This is a genomic window from Pseudomonas helvetica, from assembly GCF_039908645.1.
In the GTDB taxonomy this organism is placed as follows: Bacteria; Pseudomonadota; Gammaproteobacteria; order Pseudomonadales; family Pseudomonadaceae; genus Aquipseudomonas; species Aquipseudomonas helvetica.
Window position 1 is genome coordinate 5376500 of the sequence record NZ_CP150917.1, and the last position, 19978, is coordinate 5396477.

Annotated in this window: 18 protein-coding genes and 2 tRNA genes; 1 reads left to right on the forward strand and 19 read right to left on the reverse strand. The window is 57.3% G+C overall.

Features of this window, described 5'->3' with window-relative positions; all coding sequences use genetic code 11:
• Positions 1-95: 95 nt before the first annotated feature.
• The 14 genes from rpsO to rlmE form a co-directional block, all read right to left on the reverse strand.
• Positions 96-365 carry a 30S ribosomal protein S15 gene (rpsO, locus tag AABM55_RS24855; RefSeq protein WP_003197723.1) on the reverse strand — a complete coding sequence of 90 codons (270 nt, stop codon included), beginning with the start codon at positions 363-365 and terminating at the stop codon, positions 96-98.
• A 117-nt stretch (positions 366-482) separates the two neighbouring features.
• Complete coding sequence (truB, locus tag AABM55_RS24860) at positions 483-1400, reverse strand: tRNA pseudouridine(55) synthase TruB (protein ID WP_054594058.1); 918 nt, start codon at positions 1398-1400, stop codon at positions 483-485.
• Between the two features lie 3 nt (positions 1401-1403).
• Positions 1404-1805, reverse strand: coding sequence for a 30S ribosome-binding factor RbfA (rbfA, locus tag AABM55_RS24865; RefSeq protein WP_019691795.1), 402 nt, complete (start codon positions 1803-1805; stop codon positions 1404-1406).
• Positions 1806-1964: 159 nt separating this feature from the next.
• A complete protein-coding gene (gene infB / locus AABM55_RS24870) occupies positions 1965-4481 on the reverse strand; it encodes a translation initiation factor IF-2 (RefSeq protein ID WP_054594059.1) in 2517 nt (838 codons plus the stop codon).
• Between the two features lie 26 nt (positions 4482-4507).
• Entirely contained in the window at positions 4508-5989 is a 1482-nt protein-coding gene (nusA, locus tag AABM55_RS24875) for a transcription termination factor NusA (protein ID WP_019691793.1), read from the reverse strand.
• A gap of 47 nt (positions 5990-6036) precedes the next feature.
• The gene (rimP, locus tag AABM55_RS24880) at positions 6037-6495 is read right to left on the reverse strand and encodes a ribosome maturation factor RimP (protein WP_024265126.1); all 459 of its coding nucleotides are present in this window, start codon (positions 6493-6495) and stop codon (positions 6037-6039) included.
• A 139-nt stretch (positions 6496-6634) separates the two neighbouring features.
• Positions 6635-6711 (reverse strand) — tRNA-Met (locus AABM55_RS24885).
• Positions 6712-6807: 96 nt separating this feature from the next.
• Positions 6808-6893, reverse strand: a tRNA-Leu gene (locus tag AABM55_RS24890).
• 22 nt (positions 6894-6915) lie between these two features.
• A complete protein-coding gene (gene secG, locus AABM55_RS24895; protein WP_054594060.1) occupies positions 6916-7299 on the reverse strand; it encodes a preprotein translocase subunit SecG in 384 nt (127 codons plus the stop codon).
• A 4-nt stretch (positions 7300-7303) separates the two neighbouring features.
• Positions 7304-8059 carry a triose-phosphate isomerase gene (gene tpiA / locus AABM55_RS24900; protein ID WP_347928025.1) on the reverse strand — a complete coding sequence of 252 codons (756 nt, stop codon included), beginning with the start codon at positions 8057-8059 and terminating at the stop codon, positions 7304-7306.
• Between the two features lie 66 nt (positions 8060-8125).
• Entirely contained in the window at positions 8126-9463 is a 1338-nt protein-coding gene (gene glmM / locus AABM55_RS24905) for a phosphoglucosamine mutase (protein WP_103318611.1), read from the reverse strand.
• Between the two features lie 16 nt (positions 9464-9479).
• Positions 9480-10331 (reverse strand): dihydropteroate synthase, encoded by an 852-nt coding sequence (gene folP / locus AABM55_RS24910; RefSeq protein ID WP_054594063.1) that lies wholly within the window; start codon positions 10329-10331, stop codon positions 9480-9482.
• 8 nt (positions 10332-10339) lie between these two features.
• Positions 10340-12241 carry an ATP-dependent zinc metalloprotease FtsH gene (ftsH, locus tag AABM55_RS24915; RefSeq protein ID WP_054594064.1) on the reverse strand — a complete coding sequence of 634 codons (1902 nt, stop codon included), beginning with the start codon at positions 12239-12241 and terminating at the stop codon, positions 10340-10342.
• 190 nt (positions 12242-12431) lie between these two features.
• Positions 12432-13082 carry a 23S rRNA (uridine(2552)-2'-O)-methyltransferase RlmE gene (gene rlmE / locus AABM55_RS24920; protein ID WP_019691786.1) on the reverse strand — a complete coding sequence of 217 codons (651 nt, stop codon included), beginning with the start codon at positions 13080-13082 and terminating at the stop codon, positions 12432-12434.
• 106 nt (positions 13083-13188) lie between these two features.
• On the opposite strand from rlmE, the gene AABM55_RS24925 reads away from it, so the two are divergent.
• Positions 13189-13497: a YhbY family RNA-binding protein gene (locus tag AABM55_RS24925; protein ID WP_019691785.1), complete on the forward strand. Its 309-nt coding sequence runs from the start codon at positions 13189-13191 to the stop codon at positions 13495-13497.
• Positions 13498-13506: 9 nt separating this feature from the next.
• Here AABM55_RS24925 and AABM55_RS24930 read toward each other — a convergent pair whose 3' ends face one another.
• From AABM55_RS24930 to dapB, 5 genes are all read right to left on the reverse strand, one after another.
• Positions 13507-13911: a hypothetical protein gene (locus AABM55_RS24930; RefSeq protein ID WP_054594065.1), complete on the reverse strand. Its 405-nt coding sequence runs from the start codon at positions 13909-13911 to the stop codon at positions 13507-13509.
• Between the two features lie 28 nt (positions 13912-13939).
• A complete protein-coding gene (greA, locus tag AABM55_RS24935; RefSeq protein ID WP_347928027.1) occupies positions 13940-14416 on the reverse strand; it encodes a transcription elongation factor GreA in 477 nt (158 codons plus the stop codon).
• On the reverse strand, positions 14413-17634 hold the full coding sequence (carB, locus tag AABM55_RS24940; RefSeq protein ID WP_347928029.1) for a carbamoyl-phosphate synthase large subunit: 3222 nt from the start codon (positions 17632-17634) through the stop codon (positions 14413-14415). The genes greA and carB overlap by 4 nt, the downstream gene beginning before the upstream one ends.
• 139 nt (positions 17635-17773) lie before the next feature.
• On the reverse strand, positions 17774-18910 hold the full coding sequence (gene carA, locus AABM55_RS24945) for a glutamine-hydrolyzing carbamoyl-phosphate synthase small subunit (RefSeq protein WP_054594068.1): 1137 nt from the start codon (positions 18908-18910) through the stop codon (positions 17774-17776).
• A gap of 258 nt (positions 18911-19168) precedes the next feature.
• Positions 19169-19975: a 4-hydroxy-tetrahydrodipicolinate reductase gene (gene dapB, locus AABM55_RS24950; RefSeq protein ID WP_054594069.1), complete on the reverse strand. Its 807-nt coding sequence runs from the start codon at positions 19973-19975 to the stop codon at positions 19169-19171.
• Positions 19976-19978: the final 3 nt, after the last annotated feature.

The window sequence follows — 19978 nt, forward strand, 5'->3', positions numbered from 1 at the left end:
TTGTCCAGATAAAACTTGAGGCTGGGAGCCTGCCATGCGCCGGCGGGAAACCCGCTGACGCACGACAGACAACCAACCTCTAGCGCAATCGCTTATTAGCGACGCAGACCCAGGCGAGCGATCAGAGCGCTGTAACGGCTCACGTCCTTGCCTTTCAGGTAGTCCAGCAGCTTGCGACGCTGGTTTACCATGCGGATCAGACCACGACGGGAGTGGTGATCTTTACCGTTGGCCTTGAAGTGACCTTGCAGTTTGTTGATGTTGTGGGTCAGCAGTGCAACTTGCACTTCTGGCGAACCAGTGTCACCAACAGCTTGCTGGTAGTCAGCTACGATTTGAGCTTTTTCTTGAACGTCGAGAGCCATGAGGCAATCCTTTTATCAGGAAACTGTTTCAAAGAAACAGCTTCAACAGGCCAGGGACAAATCCCTGTATCTAAAAATGAGTAGTGACCGTGCCTGTTAACAGCCACCCTCGTTCGGTCATTCTGACCGAATCAGTCGACGTGGCGCGATGCGCCCATCTTCGCTCACTTCACCGATACCGATGAAGCGACCATTGTGATCCTGTACGCGTACCATACCGAACTTCGGTGCATCCGGGGCGCGTACCGGCTGGCCGTTTAGCCAGTAGAACGAGCTGTGCTCCGAGAACTGCAACAGTGGCCAATCCAGCAAGCCGCTGTCCGATGGCATCAGGAAGCGATCAACCGCTTCGTTGCCGCCTTCGGCATGTACTGCTTCCAACTCTTCCAGCGTGACCGTCTGGGCCAGGCTGAACGGACCGGCCTGGGTACGTCGCAACTGCGCAACGTAAGCGCCACAACCGAGTGCTTCACCAATATCCTCCACGAGGGTGCGGATATAGGTGCCTTTACTGCAATCTACGGCGAAGCGCGCAGTATCACCTTCAAAGGCCAGCAATTCCAAGCGCGCAATAGTAACAGAACGCGGTTCGCGCTCCACCACTTCACCTGCACGCGCCAACTTGTACAACGGCTGACCGTCACGCTTGAGGGCTGAGTACATCGGCGGTATCTGACTGATTTGCCCACGAAATTTCGGCAAAACCGCTTCGATATCGGCGCGACAAACGGTCACCGGGCGCTCCTGCAAAACCTCACCTTCAGCGTCTGCCGTGGTGGTGGTCTTGCCCAATTGCGCCAGGGTTTCATAGCCCTTGTCGGAGTCGAGCAGGTATTGCGAGAACTTGGTCGCCTCACCGAAGCACAGCGGCAACACGCCGGTGGCCAACGGATCAAGACTGCCGGTGTGCCCGGCCTTCTCGGCATTGAGCAGCCAGCGAACCTTCTGCAAGGCCGCGTTGGAGGTGAACCCCAGCGGCTTGTCGAGCAGGATGATACCGCTGACGTTACGACGGATACGTTTGACCTGAGCCACCGATTACTCCTTGGTGTCTACGGGTTCTGCCGCAACCGGGTGCTGATTGTCTTCAGCCACGGCGCGTTCGATCAATGCCGACAGATGAGCGCCACGCACGACGCTTTCGTCGTAGTGGAAGTGCAGCTGAGGAACGCTGCGCAGCTTCATCTCGCGAGCCAACTGCATGCGCAGGAAACCGGCGGCCGAGTTCAACACCTTGATGCTTTGAGCGATATCGTCTGCGCTGTCCTGCCCCATCACGGTGATGAAAATCTTGGCGTGACCGACGTCACGGCTGACTTCAACAGCGGTAATGGTGACCAGGCCGACGCGCGGGTCTTTGACTTCACGACGGATCAGCTGTGCCAGCTCACGCTGCATCTGATCGCCGATACGTTGGGTACGGCTGTATTCTTTTGCCATGTCTTGTTACCTGTTACTGCCTCACGGTGAAACCCGTGTGGTCTGAAAGCGGCAAACGCCCGGCCTGACAGAAGCCAGACCGGGCGTTGCGTTTAGAGTCCGGGTGATGCGCCGTGCATTTGCATGCGGCTGCCCATCACGGCTCTTGAAGTGCGCGAGTTAGAGGCTGCGAGCAACCTGAACCTTCTCGAAGACTTCGATCTTGTCACCGACTTTGACGTCGTTGTAGCTCTTCACGCCGATACCGCATTCCATGCCGGCACGTACTTCGGAAGCGTCATCCTTGAAGCGGCGCAGGGACTCCAGCTCGCCTTCGAAGATAACGATGTCTTCACGCAGTACACGGATTGGACGGTTACGGTGCACAACACCTTCGATAACCATGCAACCGGCGATCGCGCCGAACTTCGGCGAACGGAACACGTCGCGGACTTCAGCGATACCCAGGATGTTCTCCCGAACGTCGCTGCCAAGCATACCGGTCAGGGCTTTCTTGACGTCTTCGATGATGTCGTAGATCACGTTGTAGTAACGCATATCCAGACCTTCCTGCTCGACGATCTTGCGAGCGCCAGCATCGGCACGCACGTTGAAGCCGAACAGTACAGCGTTGGAGGCCAGTGCCAGGTTGGCGTCGCTCTCGGTGATACCACCGACACCGCCACCGACTACACGCACTTGCACTTCGTCGTTACCCAGGCCGTTCAAGGCGCCGTTCAACGCTTCCAGCGAACCACGGACGTCGGATTTGAGGACGATGTTAAGCGTCTTCTTCTCTTCCTGGCCCATGTTCTCGAAGATGTTTTCCAGCTTGCCTGCGTGAGCACGAGCCAGTTTGACTTCACGGAACTTGCCTTGACGGAACAGAGCCACTTCACGGGCTTTCTTCTCGTCGGCAACCACGCTCATCTCGTCGCCAGCGTCCGGGGTACCGTCCAGGCCGAGAATCTCGACAGGGATGGAAGGACCGGCTTCCTTGATTGGCTTGCCGTTCTCGTCGAGCATGGCGCGAACGCGGCCATAGTTCGAACCGACCAACACCATGTCGCCTTGGCGCAGGGTGCCGTCCTGAACCAGAACGGTTGCAACCGGGCCACGACCTTTGTCGAGACGCGATTCAACCACGACACCACGGCCAGGAGCCGAAGGAGTCGCTTTCAGTTCGAGAACTTCAGCTTGCAGCAGAACAGCTTCGAGCAGCTCGTCTACACCGGTACCGACTTTCGCCGAAACCGATACGAACGGAGTGTCGCCGCCCCACTCTTCCGAGGTCACGCCGTGAACCGACAGTTCGCTACGGATGCGATCGAGATCGGCGCCCGGCTTGTCGATTTTGTTCACTGCAACAACCAGTGGAACACCAGCAGCCTTGGCGTGCTGTACGGCTTCAATGGTCTGCGGCATCACGCCGTCGTCCGCTGCAACCACCAGGATCACGATGTCGGTCGCCTTGGCACCACGAGCACGCATAGCGGTAAACGCGGCGTGACCCGGGGTATCGAGGAAGGTGACCATGCCGCGTTCGGTTTCAACGTGGTACGCACCGATGTGCTGGGTGATACCGCCGGCTTCGCCAGCCGCTACCTTGGCACGACGGATATAGTCGAGCAGCGAGGTCTTACCATGGTCAACGTGGCCCATTACGGTCACGACTGGCGCACGGGAGAAAGCCTCACCTTCAAACTTCAGGGACTCGGCCAGGGAATCTTCCAGGGCGGTGTCGCTGACCAGGGTCACTTTGTGGCCCAGCTCTTCAGCAACCAATTGAGCAGTTTCCTGGTCAAGTACCTGGTTGATGGTCGCTGGAGTACCCAGTTTGAACATGAACTTGATGATTTCAGCAGCCTTGACCGACATCTGCTGAGCGAGATCGCCAACAGTGATGGTTTCGCCGATCTTCACTTCGCGCACGACAGGGCCGGTTGGGCTCTGGAAACCGTGGGCGTTGCGTTTCTTCAGCTTGGCCTTGCCGCGACCACCACGACGGAAGCCATCGCTTTCTTCGTCGGTAGTCCGTGGAGCAACGCGTGGAGCAGGCGCCTTTTCCTTGACCGAAGCGCGATGTGGAGCGTTTTTGCGCTCACCATCACCCGCGCCACGACGATTGTTATCGTCGGCACGTGGTTTGTCCGGACGACGCTGTTCGTCGCGTTTGCGAGTGTCAGCCGCTGGCGCTGCTGCTACAACCGGTGCTTCACGCACTGGCTCGGCAACTGCGACAGGTGCTGCAACAGCTTCAGTAGAAGCAGATTGCACAGCAGCAGGCTGGCGACGCGCTTCTTCTTCGGCGCGACGCTTGGCTTCTTCTTCAGCCTTCTGACGTGCAGCATTTTCTACTGCGCGACGCTCTTCCAGTTCGCGTTTGCGCTCGGCTTCGATTTCTTCCGGGCTGCGCTGTACGAAGACTTTCTTCTTGCGTACTTCAACGCTGATGCTTTTGCTGCCAGCAACACGCAGGGTGCTGGTGGTTTTACGCTGCAACGTGATTTTGCGCGGTTCTTCCACTTTCGCCTTGTGGCTGCTTTTCAAGTGAGTCAGCAAAGACTGCTTCTCACTGTCGGTCACATGTTCCTCGGCGGCGGTGTGCGGCAGACCTGCCTCACGCATCTGCTGCAGCAGGCGCTCTACCGGTGTTTTGACCTCATCGGCCAGTTGTTTCACCGTGACTTGCGTCATGCACTTCTCTCCTCAGGCCGCGCCTATTACTCGAACCAATGGGCTCGGGCGGCCATGATCAACTTGCCGGCACGATCATCGTCAATGCCGTCGATGTCGAGCAGGTCGTCAATAGACTGCTCGGCCAGGTCTTCGCGGGTAATTACGCCGCGCACCGCCAGTTCCATCGCCAAATCCTTGTCCATACCCTCAAGCGAGAGCAGGTCTTCGGCCGGATGGGCGTCTGCCAGCTTTTCCTCAGTAGCGATGGCTTTAGTCAACAAACGATCCTTGGCCCGAGCGCGAAGCTCGTTGACGGTGTCTTCGTCAAAGCCATCGATGTTGAGCATTTCTTCCAACGGTACGTAGGCAATCTCTTCCAGGCTGGTAAAGCCCTCATCAACCAGCACCTGTGCCAGATCTTCGTCGACTTCCAGCTCGTCGATGAAGTTGCGCAGGATGTCGCCGGTTTCTGCTTGCTGTTTAGCCTGGATGTCCGATTCGGTCATCACGTTCAGGGTCCAGCCAGTCAACTGGCTAGCCAGACGCACGTTCTGACCACCGCGACCGATGGCCTGAGCCAGATTGTCTGCGCCAACGGCGATGTCCATTGCATGGGCATCTTCGTCAACGATAATTGCCGCAACCTCAGCCGGGGACATGGCGTTGATCACGAACTGCGCCGGGTTGTCGTCCCACAGGACGATATCCACACGCTCACCGCCCAATTCGCCCGATACCGCCTGGACGCGCGAACCGCGCATACCAATGCAAGCACCTTGCGGATCGATACGTTTGTCTTTGGAGCGAACCGCGATCTTGGCGCGCGAACCCGGGTCACGGGACGCAGCCATTACTTCGATCAGGCCTTCAGCGATTTCCGGCACTTCGATGCGGAACAACTCGATCAGCATTTCTGGCGCGGTACGCGACAGAATCAGCTGCGGGCCGCGGTTCTCGGTGCGGATTTCCTTGAGTAGTGCACGCAAGCGCACACCCACCCGGAAAGTTTCGCGAGAAATGATGTCTTCACGAGCCAGCAGCGCTTCAGCGTTGTTACCCAGATCAACGATCACGTTGTCGCGGGTTACTTTCTTCACGGTGCCGGAGATGATTTCTCCCAGACGCTCGCGGTAGGCATCAACGACTTGAGCGCGCTCGGCTTCGCGAACTTTCTGCACGATAACTTGCTTGGCAGTCTGCGCAGCAATGCGGCCGAATTCGATGGACTCGATTTTTTCTTCGACTACATCACCGACCTTCGCGCCAGGATGCGTTTCCTGAACCTTGCTCGGCCAGGTTTCAACAGCCGGATCATCCAGGTCTGCTTCTTCGACTACCGTCCAGCGACGGAAAGTTTCATAAGCACCGGTGTGGCGATTGATTTCCACACGCAGATCAACTTCGTCTTCAAAACGCTTTTTGGTAGCGGTGGCCAGAGCCAGCTCCAGCGCTTCAAAAATTACGTTTGCCGGTACGCCCTTTTCATTGGATACCGACTCAACAACCAGCAGTACTTCTTTGCTCATCGTACGCCTCGCCTTTCGCAAGCCATTGGATCCGCGGGATCCGCGTCTCAGTCAAAACTGGGAATAATGTTGGCCTTGTCGATCATATCGATCGGCAACAGGAACTCATGGTCTTCAACCTGCACCACGACGTCCTGCTCTTCTACACCGCGCAGAAGGCCCTGAAAGTTGCGTCGACCTTCGAAAGGCGAGCGCAGCTTGATCTTCACTTGGTCACCGGCAAACTTTGCAAACTGTTCAAGCGTGAACAGCGGGCGTTCCATGCCAGGCGAGGAAACTTCAAGGGTGTATTCAACGGAGATCGGATCTTCAACATCCAGCACACCGCTGATCTGACGGCTGACGATGGCACAATCGTCCACCAGCACACCGCCTTCTTTATCGATATAAACGCGCAACAGTGAGTGGCGACCTTGAGCCGAAAACTCAATACCCCAGCATTCATAGCCAAGGGCCACGACCACCGGGGCCAACAAGGCCTGCAACTGTTCTAGCTTGCTCGACACCTGAACCCCCTCGTGCATGTAAATGCATGCTATGCAAAATAAAAAAATGGGCGAAACGCCCATCCCTGAAACGCCGTTGAACAGCGGCGTTATAAAGTGTCCAGCTAACAAAAAGCCCCTGAAAAGGGGCTCCTGAAACTGGTTGCGGGGGCCGGATTTGAACCGACGACCTTCGGGTTATGAGCCCGACGAGCTACCAGACTGCTCCACCCCGCGACAAAGCTGGGGCGGAAGTATACGACCGATCCCTAACAGGGTCAATGTAACCTTCCACCTACAAGAAAGCCCGCAACAGCGGGCTCTCCTGATAATTGGTACCGAGAAGGGGACTCGAACCCCTACACCCTATGGGCACAACCACCTCAAGGTTGCGTGTCTACCAATTCCACCACCTCGGCAATACTACGTTTGAAACCCTTCTTACTTTTGCTCTTGAGCTGGAGGCACGTCAGTCGCATTGGTTGCCGACTTTTGCTCTTGAAGCACCGGGACATCATCAGAAGCCGGTTTTTGCTTTGGAACTTCCAACACTGCTGGGTTTGGCAAACCTACTTGAGTCAGCTGGTGAGCTTTCTCTTTAGCAAAGTAACCTAACCCTAAGCTGGTTATGAAGAAACCTGCGGCAAGTATAGCAGTAAACTTACTAAGAAAGGTAGAGGAACCTTGGCTTCCGAACACAGTATTTGAAGCACCTGCTCCGAAAGACGCGCCAGCGTCCGCACCTTTACCCTGCTGCAGCAATACGAGAGCAACTACGCCCAGTGCACCCAGCAGATGAAAAACGACTACGACTGTTTCCAGCATTTTTTCAGTTTCCCGCGGCGCGACAAATCGCACCGAACTCATCTGCATTCAGGGAAGCTCCACCAATGAGCCCCCCATCGATATCCGGCATGCCGAACAGTTCGACCGCATTGGCCGCCTTCACGCTGCCGCCGTATAGAAGCCGCACACCTTGTGCGACCTCAGAATTCTCTGCCGCCAACTGCGCACGAATGACTGCATGCACATCCTGCGCCTGTTGCGGCGAAGCAGTCAGCCCGGTGCCAATGGCCCAGACCGGCTCGTAAGCGATTACTGCTTTTGCAAATACACCAACACCCAGCTCGTCGATGATGCTGCCCAGCTGATGCCCGACAACCTCAAGCGTTTTTCCGGCCTCACGCTGCTCAAGGGTTTCCCCTATGCACAACACCGGAATCAAGCCACATGCCTGCGCCGCTGCAAACTTGCGAATCAGCGTCTCATCACGCTCGCCGATGATCTGGCGACGCTCTGAGTGCCCAATGAGCACCAGGGAACAACCTGAATCCACCAACTGACTCGGCGCAATCTCACCGGTCAATGCACCTTGCATGGCTTCCACCGCAGAATTCTGCGCGCCGACCGAAATCGACGTACCTTCCAAGCCATCAATCACTTGATTGATATACAAGCAAGGCGGGAATACCGCGACCTCAACACCGCTCGGCAAGGCCAGATGACGAAGGCCGTTTATCAGCTCAGCGACGCTGGCGCGGGTACCGTGCATCTTCCAGTTACCAGCTACCATAGGGCGACGCATGCTGTACCTCGTCGGTCAAAGTGGGCGCAGATGTTACCCAACCACATCATTACTGGCAAGCCGAAATCAGGCAGAAACTTCAGCAACCAGTTTTGCCAGCTCCTCGGCGTAACCGCGAACCAGTGTTTCGTCCTCACCTTCGACCATGACCCGTACCAGCGGCTCTGTGCCAGACTTGCGCAACAACACGCGACCACGCCCAGCCATAGCCTTGGTGACGCGCTCGCTGACTTCTTTGACAGTCGCATGCTCGACCGGATTTTCGCCGCCGCCGAAACGCACATTGATCAATACCTGAGGACACTTGCGCAGTGCCTGACGCGATTGCGCAAGACCTTCGGAACGGCGCTTCAGAGACATCAACACCTGCAACGCAGCGATAATCGCGTCACCCGTGGTGGTATGACTGAAGCACACAACGTGACCGGAGTTTTCACCACCCACCAGCCAGTTACGCTCAAGCAGTTCGGCGATTACATAACGGTCACCGACGTTGGCCCGCACAAAAGGAATCCCCAGATCCGCCAGGGCCAGTTCCAACCCCAGATTACTCATCAAGGTTCCAACAACACCACCCTGCAACTTGCCACGCTCATGCAAGTCACGCGCGATGATGAACAACAATTCGTCGCCATCGACGATCGCTCCAGTGTGATCGACCATCAATACCCGGTCGCCATCACCATCGAAGGCAATGCCCAGATCTGCGTGCTCAGCCAATACAACTGCCTGCAATTGCCCCATATGGGTGGAGCCGCAATTGTGATTGATGTTCAGACCGTCAGGCTGCGCAGAAAGCACCGTCACCTGCGCACCCAACTCACGAAAAACACTCGGAGCCACCTTATAGGTAGCACCGTGTGCGCAATCGATCACGATTTTCAAACCAGCGAAATTGGTGCCGGTTGGCACACTGCTTTTGCAGAATTCGATATAACGACCTGAGGCATCGTTGATTCGCGAAACCTTGCCGATCTTGCTCGACTCAACCACGGTCATCGGCATATCGAGCAATTCTTCGATCATCAGCTCAACATCATCCGGCAGTTTCGTGCCTTGCCCAGAGAAGAACTTGATGCCGTTATCATCATGAGGATTGTGCGAAGCGCTGATTACAATACCGGCCTCAGCATTGAAGGTGCGCGTCAAATAGGCGATAGCCGGAGTAGGCATCGGCCCCAGCAGCATGACATCAGCCCCGGCAGAGGTAAGCCCGGCCTCAAGCGCCGATTCGAACATATAACCAGAGATTCGAGTGTCCTTGCCGACAAGAACCTTGCAAGCACCCTTACTGCGAAAGGCCATGCCGGCAGCCCAACCAAGCTTGAGCATGAACTCAGGGGTAATCGGATATTCGCCGACCCGACCACGAATGCCGTCGGTGCCAAAATACTTCTTAGTCATAAGTGCTCCATCATTCTTATTCGGCTGACTCAACTGCTGCGATCATCCGCACCACATCGACTGTTTCGGCCACGTCATGCACCCGCAAGATGCGCGCCCCCTTGACGACAGCCAACGCCGCGAGAGCCAGGCCGCCATGCAGCCGCTCTCCCACCGGGCGATTCAATGCCTGCCCGATCATGCTCTTTCGCGAAACCCCGACCAACAGGGGCCGTCCCAAGGCATGCAGGGCTTCCATATGCTTGAACAGACTCAAATTGTGCTGCAAGTTTTTCGCGAACCCGAAACCCGGATCAAGAATGATCCGTTCGGCCGGAATACCGACCGCAGCACACGACGCCATACGCTCGGCAAGAAACTCACCAACCTCTCTCGTCACGTCATCATAATGCGGGTTGTCCTGCATATCTCCCGGCTCACCGAGCATATGCATCAGGCACACCGGCAATCCGGTGGCTGCTGCTGCATCCAGCGCTCCGTCTCGACGCAGCGAACGCACGTCGTTGATCAGACCTGCTCCCAGGCGTGCAGTTTCACGCATGACCGCAGGTGTCGAGGTATCGACCGAGATAATAACGTCCAGTTCGCGATGAATACGCTCGACGATCGGCGCCACGCGCTCCAGCTCCTCAAGCGGCGAGACCGCCCGTGCGCCAGGCCGGGTCGACTCGCCACCTACATCAATGAGGGTCGCACCAGCAGCCGCCATCGCCTCAGCGTGTCGCAGAGCAGCATCGAGCTGACTGAAGCGACCACCGTCGGAGAAAGAATCGGGAGTGACATTGAGGATGCCCATGACATGCGCATGAGCCAAATCAAGAACCCGGTTACCGCAAGGCAACCGGGTTGAGGACTGTACAAGAGTCATTTCAAACCTTAGACGTCAGCGGCCGGGCCACCGATGGGAGTTTCCGGACGCTCTTCCTGTACGACAGGAGGAGTACCGGTACCACCCGACCAGTCACGAGGCTCACGCGGCGTGCGGCCAGCCATGATGTCATCGATCTGTTCGGCATCAATGGTTTCGTACTTCATCAGCGCATCGGCCATGGCATCGAGCTTGTCGCGGTTATCCGTTAAAATCTGCTTGGCCGTGCCGTAGCACTGGTCAATGATGCTGCGCACTTCCGAGTCGATCAGCTTGGCAGTCTCGCCCGAGAAGCTGGCGTGCTGACCACCGCCGCCGCGACCGAGGAACACTTCACCCTCTTCTTCGGCATACATCAAAGGACCGAGTTTTTCCGACAGACCCCACTTGGTGACCATGTTTCGTGCAATCTGGCTGGCACGCATGATGTCATTCGATGCACCCGTGGTCACGCCATCGAAGCCCAAGGTCATCTCCTCAGCAATACGGCCACCGTACAGCGAGCAGATCTGGCTGATCAACGCACGCTTGGACAGACTGTAGCGATCCTCTTCCGGCAGGAACATCGTCACACCCAACGCTCGGCCGCGCGGGATGATCGAGACCTTGTAGACCGGATCATGCTCGGGAACCACACGACCAACGATCGCGTGTCCCGCTTCGTGATAGGCAGTGTTCTGCTTTTCTTTTTCGGACATGACCATGGACTTGCGCTCAGCGCCCATCATGATCTTGTCTTTCGCCAGCTCGAACTCTTTCATCTCGACAACGCGCTTGCCGGTGCGGGCAGCAAATAGCGAAGCCTCGTTCACCAGGTTGGCCAGGTCGGCACCGGAAAAACCAGGCGTACCACGTGCGATAACCGCCGGAGCAACATCATCACCCATCGGCACTTTGCGCATGTGGACTTTCAGGATTTGCTCACGACCACGAATATCCGGCAGCCCTACGACAACCTGACGGTCGAAACGGCCCGGACGCAGCAGCGCAGGGTCAAGTACGTCAGGACGGTTGGTTGCGGCGATGACGATGATGCCGTCATTCATTTCGAAACCGTCCATCTCTACCAGCAACTGGTTGAGAGTCTGTTCACGCTCGTCGTGACCACCGCCCATGCCCGCACCACGATGGCGACCGACAGCGTCGATTTCATCGATGAAGATAATGCACGGAGCGTGTTTTTTCGCCTGCTCGAACATATCGCGAACACGGCTGGCACCCACACCAACGAACATTTCGACGAAGTCGGAACCGGAGATGGTGAAAAACGGCACCTTGGCTTCACCGGCAATGGCTTTGGCCAACAGGGTTTTACCGGTACCCGGTGGACCCACCATCAGCACACCGCGAGGAATACGCCCACCCAGGCGCTGGAACTTGCCCGGATCACGCAGGAACTCGACCAGCTCACCCACTTCTTCCTTGGCTTCGTCGCAACCGGCAACGTCTGCCAGGGTAGTTTTCACCTGATCTTCGGAGAGCAGGCGCGCCTTGCTCTTGCCGAAGCTCATCGGTCCACCCTTGCCGCCGGCACCGCCCTGCATCTGCCGCATGAAGAACATGAAGACGGCGATGATCACCAGGATCGGGAAGCTGGCAACCAGGAGCTGAGTCCAGATGCTTTGCTGTTCAGGCTGCTTGCCTTCAACGACTACGTGGTTATCCACCAGGTCGCCGATCAGACCGTTGTCCTGAATGGCCGGACGAATGGTCTTGAAGCTGTCGCCATCATTGCGCTTGCCAGTAATGACATAGCCGTCCACGGCTACGCGCTCGACCTTGCCATCCTTGACCTGCTGGATGAAGTCGGAATAGTTGAGGGTCTGTGGCTCGTTAGGGCTGGAGAAGTTGTTCATCACCGTCACGAGGACAGCCGCGATGATCAACCACAGGATCAGATTCTTTGCCATATCGTTCAATTAACTACCCTCTGAAGCAAGCTCCGCTACTGGCGCGCGCTTCGCATGATATTCACCGGCCTAACTTACTACATTACCTACGGCTCTGGCAGGCGCCGTCTGTAACCCTTTGTGAAACAATGACTACACAATATTCGTTATACCGGCTCTGTAAAGCGATACAAAAAAACCTATCGCCCCCTTAGAAACGCTCAACGCTCTCGGAACCTTCAACACCGCGGAAACCGCGTCCCAGCAAGTACTGCTCGCGAGACCTGTCACGCGAAGACAAAGGCTTGCGCATTTGTACTTTGTCAAACAGCTTGCGGATTTCCTTGTGGTATTCATCGAAGCCTTCACCCTGGAAGACCTTGATCAAAAAATCACCACCTGGCCGTAAAACCCGACCGGCGAGATCCAGTGCCAACTCGCAGAGGAACATCGCCCGAGGCATATCTACAGCTGCCAATCCACTCATATTGGGGGCCATATCGGAAATCACAAGGTCTACCTGCGTATTTCCGACCGCCTCGAGGATCTGAGCCAGCACCGCATCTTCGGTAAAGTCGCCCTGAATGAAGGTCACATCGGGGATGCTGTCCATTTCCAGGATGTCGGAGGCGATCAAACGACCCTGACCACCAATCAGACGACTGGTCACTTGCGACCAGCCACCCGGCGCTGCACCGAGATCGATTACGGTCATGCCCGGACGGATCAGGCGATCCTTTTCCTGGATCTCCAGCAATTTGTAGCTGGCACGCGAACGATACCCGTCTTTTTGCGCCATTTTGACGTACGGGTCGTTGAAATGCTCTTTCAGCCAGTTAAGGCTAGTCTTGGAACGGGCCACGGGCCACCTCAAAAAAATAAACGAGTCGCGATTAACTGGGCGGTCCCGGACTCGCTCGGGTAAACTGGCCGCCGCTTTTTACAAGATCAGACGCAGGGGTCAGATTATGCCGCTCACTCAAGAGCAGAAGAAACAGTACAAGTCCATTGGCCACCATCTGAAACCAGTTTTGACTGTGGCTGACAACGGTTTGACTGAAGGTGTTTTAGCCGAACTGGAACGCGCATTGGGCGATCACGAGCTGATCAAGATCAAGCTCAGCATCCTCGATCGCGAATCGCGCCTGGCAGCCATTGCAGAACTGTGCAAGGCCGGCAAAGCGGATCTGGTGCAAGTCATCGGCAAGATGGCGCTGATTTACCGCAAGAACTTCAGCGTCAACAAGCAGTTGTCGAACGTTCATCGCTTCAAGTGATGATACGGGTCAAGGGTGTGCTTCGCGCACCCTGCCACCCCATCCCGGCACCGGCTGTAAAACCAGCAGCAACCCGGAAAAACCCAGCACAAGATAGCTGAACAACAACCAGTGCTGCGCCTGCGGCCAGTCGATTCGCACGACGAAGTACATTGCACTCGCGTATAGCGCCATCAACAGCAGTTGCCCGCGAATATCGCGCCATAGACTGACAAGGCCCTTGGCCTGAACCAGCACCAAAACCTGAAAAACCACGCACGCCGCTGAAAACCCGACCAGCAGCGCACTCAGCATGCTTGAAATTTCTTCGATCAGCAGCGGTGCCAGGCCAATACGGCTCAGCACCGGCAGCAGACCGATGTGCAACAACCACAAGCCACCAACCCATAACATCTGAGTCAGTTGCCAAAGCATGGCGCCCGCACGAAGCAGGCGCTTGCCTTCAGATATGGCGGACTTCGACAATCTCGTACTCGATAACGCCGCCAGGCGTTTTGACCGCCACCACATCACCCTCTTCCTTGGCAATCAAGGCGCGAGCAAGTGGCGAACTGACGGAGATCTTGCCGAGTTTGAAGTCAGCCTCATCCTCGCCCACGATGTGGTAAGTGACACTTTCATCCGTTTCGACGTTGGCGATTTCAACGGTGGTACCGAAAATCACTTTGCCGGTGTGAGGAATGCTCGTGACATCGATGATCACCGCATTCTGCATGCGGCCTTCGATATCACGGATCCGCGCTTCGACCATACCCTGCTGCTCGCGAGCAGCGTGGTATTCGGCGTTTTCCTTCAAGTCACCCAACTCGCGAGCCGTACCGATGTCCTGGCTGAGCTTCGGACGGACGACCTTGGTCAGGTGAGCGTGTTCTTCTTCGAGGGCTTTCGCCCCCTTAACGGTCATTGGGTATTTGATCATGCCTTCAATCCTGCGTGTAGATCCTGCAAGCGGCGCACAGTCTTCTCGGGACCGAACTTCAGCGCTTCACAGATAGCTTCGCCAGCAGCAATGGTGGTAGTGCAGTAGATCTTGTGCTGCAAGGCATTACGACGAATGGAGTACGAATCAGCGATCGACTGACGACCTTCGGTGGTGTTGATGATCAACGTGACTTCGTCATTCTTGATCATGTCGACCACGTGCGGACGACCTTCGGTCACCTTGTTCACACGGCGCACTTTCAGGCCTGCAGCTTCGATCAGCTTGGCAGTACCGGCAGTGGCGACCACTTCGAAGCCCAAGTTGATCAGATCACGGGCTACGCCTGCAACCAGTGGCTTATCATCATCACGCACGCTGATGAAGGCAGTACCGCCGGTCGGCAGCACTTCGCTGGCACCCATCTGGGCTTTGGAAAAGGCTTCGCCGAAGGTATCGCCCACACCCATCACTTCACCGGTGGACTTCATTTCCGGGCCAAGGATCGGGTCAACGCCAGGGAACTTGGCGAATGGGAACACCGCCTCTTTCACGCTGTAGAAGTTAGGAATGATTTCTTTGGTGAAACCGATTTCCTTCAGGGTTTTACCGGCCATCACGCGAGCCGCGATCATTGCCAGGGAAACACCGATGCACTTGGACACGAAAGGTACGGTACGGGAAGCGCGCGGGTTGACTTCGATGACGTAGATGTCTTCGCCTTGCAGCGCCAACTGAACGTTCATCAGGCCGACCACGCCCAGCTCCAGGGCCATTTTCTTGACCTGCTCACGCATCTCGTCCTGGATATGCAAAGGCAGCGAGTACGGCGGCAGCGAGCACGCGGAGTCACCGGAGTGAACACCTGCCTGTTCGATGTGCTGCATGATCGCGCCGATCACCACGTCGGTGCCGTCGCAAACCGCATCCACGTCCATTTCGATGGCGCAGTTGAGGAAGTGGTCCAGCAGCACAGGGCTGTCGTTGGACACTTGAACCGCTTCACGCAGGTAGCGCTTGAGTTCTTCTTCTTCGTAGACGATTTCCATCGCACGACCGCCCAGTACGTAGGACGGACGCACCACCAGCGGGTAGCCGATCTTCGCGGCAGCACGAATGGCTTCGTCTTCGCTGCGCACGGTGGCGTTTGGCGGCTGACGCAGGTTCAGGCGCTGGACCATCTGCTGGAAGCGCTCACGGTCTTCGGCGCGGTCGATTGCGTCAGGGCTGGTGCCGATGATCGGCACGCCAGCAGCTTCCAGAGCCCGAGCCAGTTTTAGCGGAGTCTGGCCGCCGTACTGGACGATCACGCCTTTTGGCTTCTCGACGCGGACAATTTCCAGCACGTCTTCCAGGGTCACCGGCTCGAAGTACAGGCGATCGGAGGTGTCGTAGTCGGTGGATACGGTTTCCGGGTTGCAGTTGACCATGATGGTCTCGTACCCGTCATCGCGCAGGGCCAGTGCCGCGTGTACGCAGCAGTAGTCGAACTCGATGCCTTGACCGATACGGTTAGGACCGCCGCCCAGGATCATGATCTTGTCGCGACCCGATGGCGCGGCTTCGCACTCTTCTTCGTACGTCGAGTAGAGGTAAGCAGTGTCGGTGGCGAACTCGGCGGCGCAAGTGTCGACGCGCTTGTAGACCGGGAACACTTCAAGCTTGTGGCGATGGGCACGCAGGCTCTTCTCGGTCACACCCAGCAACTTGGCCAGACGCTGATCGGAAAAACCCTTGCGCTTGAGGCGGAACATCATGTCGCGGTCGATGCTGGTCAGACCCAGGGTCTTGACCTTCTCTTCGTCCTTGATCAGATCTTCCATCTGCACCAGGAACCAAGGATCGATCATGGTCATGCCGAAGATATCTTCAACGCTCATGCCGGCGCGCATTGCGTCAGCCACGTACCAGATACGCTCGGCGCCCGGCACGGTCAGTTCGCGCTTGAGCACGCTCATGCTTTCCGGATTGCTCAGGTCGAGCTTCTCGTCCAGACCGCACACACCGACTTCCAGACCGCGCAGGGCTTTCTGCAGGGATTCCTGGAAGGTCCGGCCGATAGCCATGACTTCGCCAACCGACTTCATTTGAGTGGTCAGGCGGGCGTCGGCTTTCGGGAACTTCTCGAAAGCGAAGCGTGGCAGCTTGGTCACGACGTAGTCGATGGACGGCTCGAAAGACGCTGGAGTTTTACCGCCAGTGATGTCGTTCGACAGCTCATCCAGGGTGTAACCCACAGCCAGCTTGGCCGCGACCTTGGCAATCGGGAAACCGGTTGCTTTCGAAGCCAGCGCCGAGGAACGGGATACCCGCGGGTTCATCTCGATGACCACCATGCGGCCAGTGTTCGGGCAGATGCCGAACTGGACGTTGGAGCCACCGGTTTCCACGCCGATCTCGCGCAGTACCGCCAGGGAGGCGTTACGCAGAATCTGATATTCCTTGTCGGTCAGGGTCTGTGCCGGAGCCACGGTGATCGAGTCACCAGTGTGCACGCCCATCGGGTCGAAGTTTTCGATCGAGCAGACGATGATGCAGTTGTCCTTCTTATCGCGGACAACCTCCATTTCGTACTCTTTCCAGCCAATCAGCGATTCGTCGATCAGCAGCTCTTTGGTCGGCGACAGGTCCAGACCGCGGGCGCAGATTTCTTCGAACTCTTCGCGGTTGTAAGCGATACCGCCACCGGTGCCGCCCATGGTGAAGGACGGGCGGATGATGCACGGGAAGCCGAGTTTCTCGAGGACCGCATTGGCCTCTTCCATGCTGTGGGCGATGCCGGAACGCGGGCAAGCCAGGCCGATGGATTTCATCGCCTTGTCGAAACGCGAACGGTCTTCAGCCTTGTCGATGGTGTCAGCGTTGGCGCCGATCATCTCTACGCCGAACTTCTCCAGAATGCCTTCGCGCTCCAGGTCCAGGGCGCAGTTCAGAGCGGTCTGGCCGCCCATGGTCGGCAGCAGCGCGTCCGGGCGCTCTTTCTCGATGATCTTGGCAACGGTCTGCCACTTGATCGGTTCGATGTAGGTGGCGTCGGCCATGGCCGGGTCGGTCATGATGGTGGCCGGGTTGGAGTTCACCAGGATGACGCGGTAACCCTCTTCGCGCAGGGCTTTGCAAGCCTGGGCGCCGGAGTAGTCGAATTCGCAAGCCTGGCCGATCACGATCGGGCCAGCGCCGAGAATCAGGATGCTTTTAATGTCTGTACGTTTTGGCATGGGTAGTCACTCAAATCCGCAGGTCCGACGGCAATCCCCTAGGAGAAGCCGTCTTGATCAATCTCTGAAGCCCTTCAGGGACCGCCGGGTTACCGGGGCCACCCTCAGGGACTTCTCGCTACATGCTCAAGCCCGGCGATTAACGTCGCTTGGCCATCTCGTTGATGAAGCGATCGAACAGCGGCGCCACATCGTTCGGACCAGGGCTGGCTTCAGGGTGACCCTGGAAGCTGAACGCGCTCTTGTCGGTACGCTCGATGCCTTGCAGGGTGCCGTCGAACAGCGATTTGTGGATCGCCCGAACGTTGCCTGGCAGAGTCGCTTCGTCTACCGCAAAACCGTGGTTCTGGCTGGTGATCATGACGACACCGGAATCCAGATCCTGAACCGGGTGGTTGGCACCGTGGTGACCGTGGCCCATTTTCAGGGTCTTGGCGCCAGAGGCCAGGGCCAACAGTTGGTGGCCGAGGCAGATGCCGAACACCGGAATCTCGGTTTCCAGGATGTCCTTGATCGCCTGGATCGCGTAGTCGCAAGGCTCAGGGTCACCCGGGCCGTTGGACAGGAACACACCGTCCGGCTTCAGAGCCAGAACGTCAGCAGCCGGCGTTTGAGCTGGCACCACGGTCACGCGGCAACCGCGCTCGACCAGCATGCGCAGGATGTTGACCTTGACGCCGTAGTCGTAGGCAACCACGTGGTACGGCAGATCGGAAGCGTCGAGGGTCGCGTGGCTGTCGGTTTTCAGATCCCAGACAGTCGAGCGCCATTCGTACTGCTTCTTGGTGCTGACGACTTTCGCCAGATCCATGCCCTTCAGGCCCGGGAAGCCGCGCGCTGCTGCAATCGCAGCTTCGTCGGAGATGTTGTCGCCAGCCATGATGCAGCCGTTCTGCGCGCCTTTTTCACGCAGGATGCGTGTCAGGCGGCGGGTGTCGATACCGGCGATTGCCACAACGTTGTTGGCTTTCAGGTAGTCGGACAGGGACATCGTGTTACGCCAGTTGCTCGCAACCAGTGGCAGGTCACGAATAACCAGACCTGCAGACCAGACGCGGTCGGACTCGGCGTCTTCCGGCGTGGTGCCGGTGTTGCCGATGTGCGGGTAAGTCAGGGTAACGATCTGTTGGGCGTAGGAAGGATCGGTAAGGATTTCCTGATAGCCGGTCATGGCAGTGTTAAACACCACCTCACCAACGGTTTGACCGTCGGCTCCAATGGCTTCGCCGCGAAAAATGCTGCCATCAGCAAGGGCGAGTATGGCTGGCTTAGTCAAGAAGACCTCCCGTAAATAAAGCCTGAAAGGGCGATCGCAGGTTGCAAAAAAGCGGAGTGACGTATGGACACGTCACCCCGCTTCTTCACTGAATTATTCTGCGCGCTTTTAGTGGACACACTAAAGCTGTAGCTTACAGAAAAAGGCTTTTTTGGTCTACCGCCAATGAGCCTAAAAGGCCGGGGAATGCGACAGGACGTCGCTTGGCGGGATAAATCGGGCTCAAACGCTGTGTTTGAGCCCGATTCCGACTGCATCTTAACGCAGGTCGAGCACGTCTTGCATGTCGTAAAGACCCGGCTCACGACCATCCAGCCACAACGCGGCACGTACCGCGCCCTTGGCGAAGGTCATGCGACTGGACGCTTTATGGGTGATTTCCAGGCGCTCGCCCTCGCAGGCGAACAGCACCGTATGATCGCCGACCACATCACCGCCGCGAACCGTGGCGAAACCGATGGTTTCGCGCTCGCGCACACCGGTGTGGCCTTCGCGCCCATAGACCGCAACCTTCTGCAGATCACGATCCAGTGCGCTGGCGATCACCTCGCCCATGCGCAAAGCCGTACCTGAAGGCGCATCGATCTTGTTTCGATGATGGGCTTCGATGATTTCGATATCAGCATCATCACCCAACACACGAGCCGCCATATCGAGCAGCTTCAGCGACAGGTTCACGCCAACACTGAAATTGGCGGCGAAGACAATTGGAATGTCCTTGCCTGCCTCGGCCAGCAACTGCTTTTGCGCAGCATCCAGCCCCGTAGTGCCGATGACCATGGCCTTGCCCACCTTGCGGCAGAACGCCAGGTTCTTCAGCATGACCTCCGGGAGCGTGAAGTCGATCAACACATCGAACTCAGCCGCCACCATTTCCAGGTTACCGGACAGCGGCACACCGATCCGCCCCAGCGCGGCCAGCTCACCAGCATCCACGCCGATCAGCGTGCTGCCAGGGCGCACGATTGCCGCCGTCAGACCAGTGAGTGGTGCGCGTTGCTGCACCGCTTCGATCAGGATCTTGCCCATGCGCCCGGCAGCGCCCATCACAGCTATACGTCGCATGCC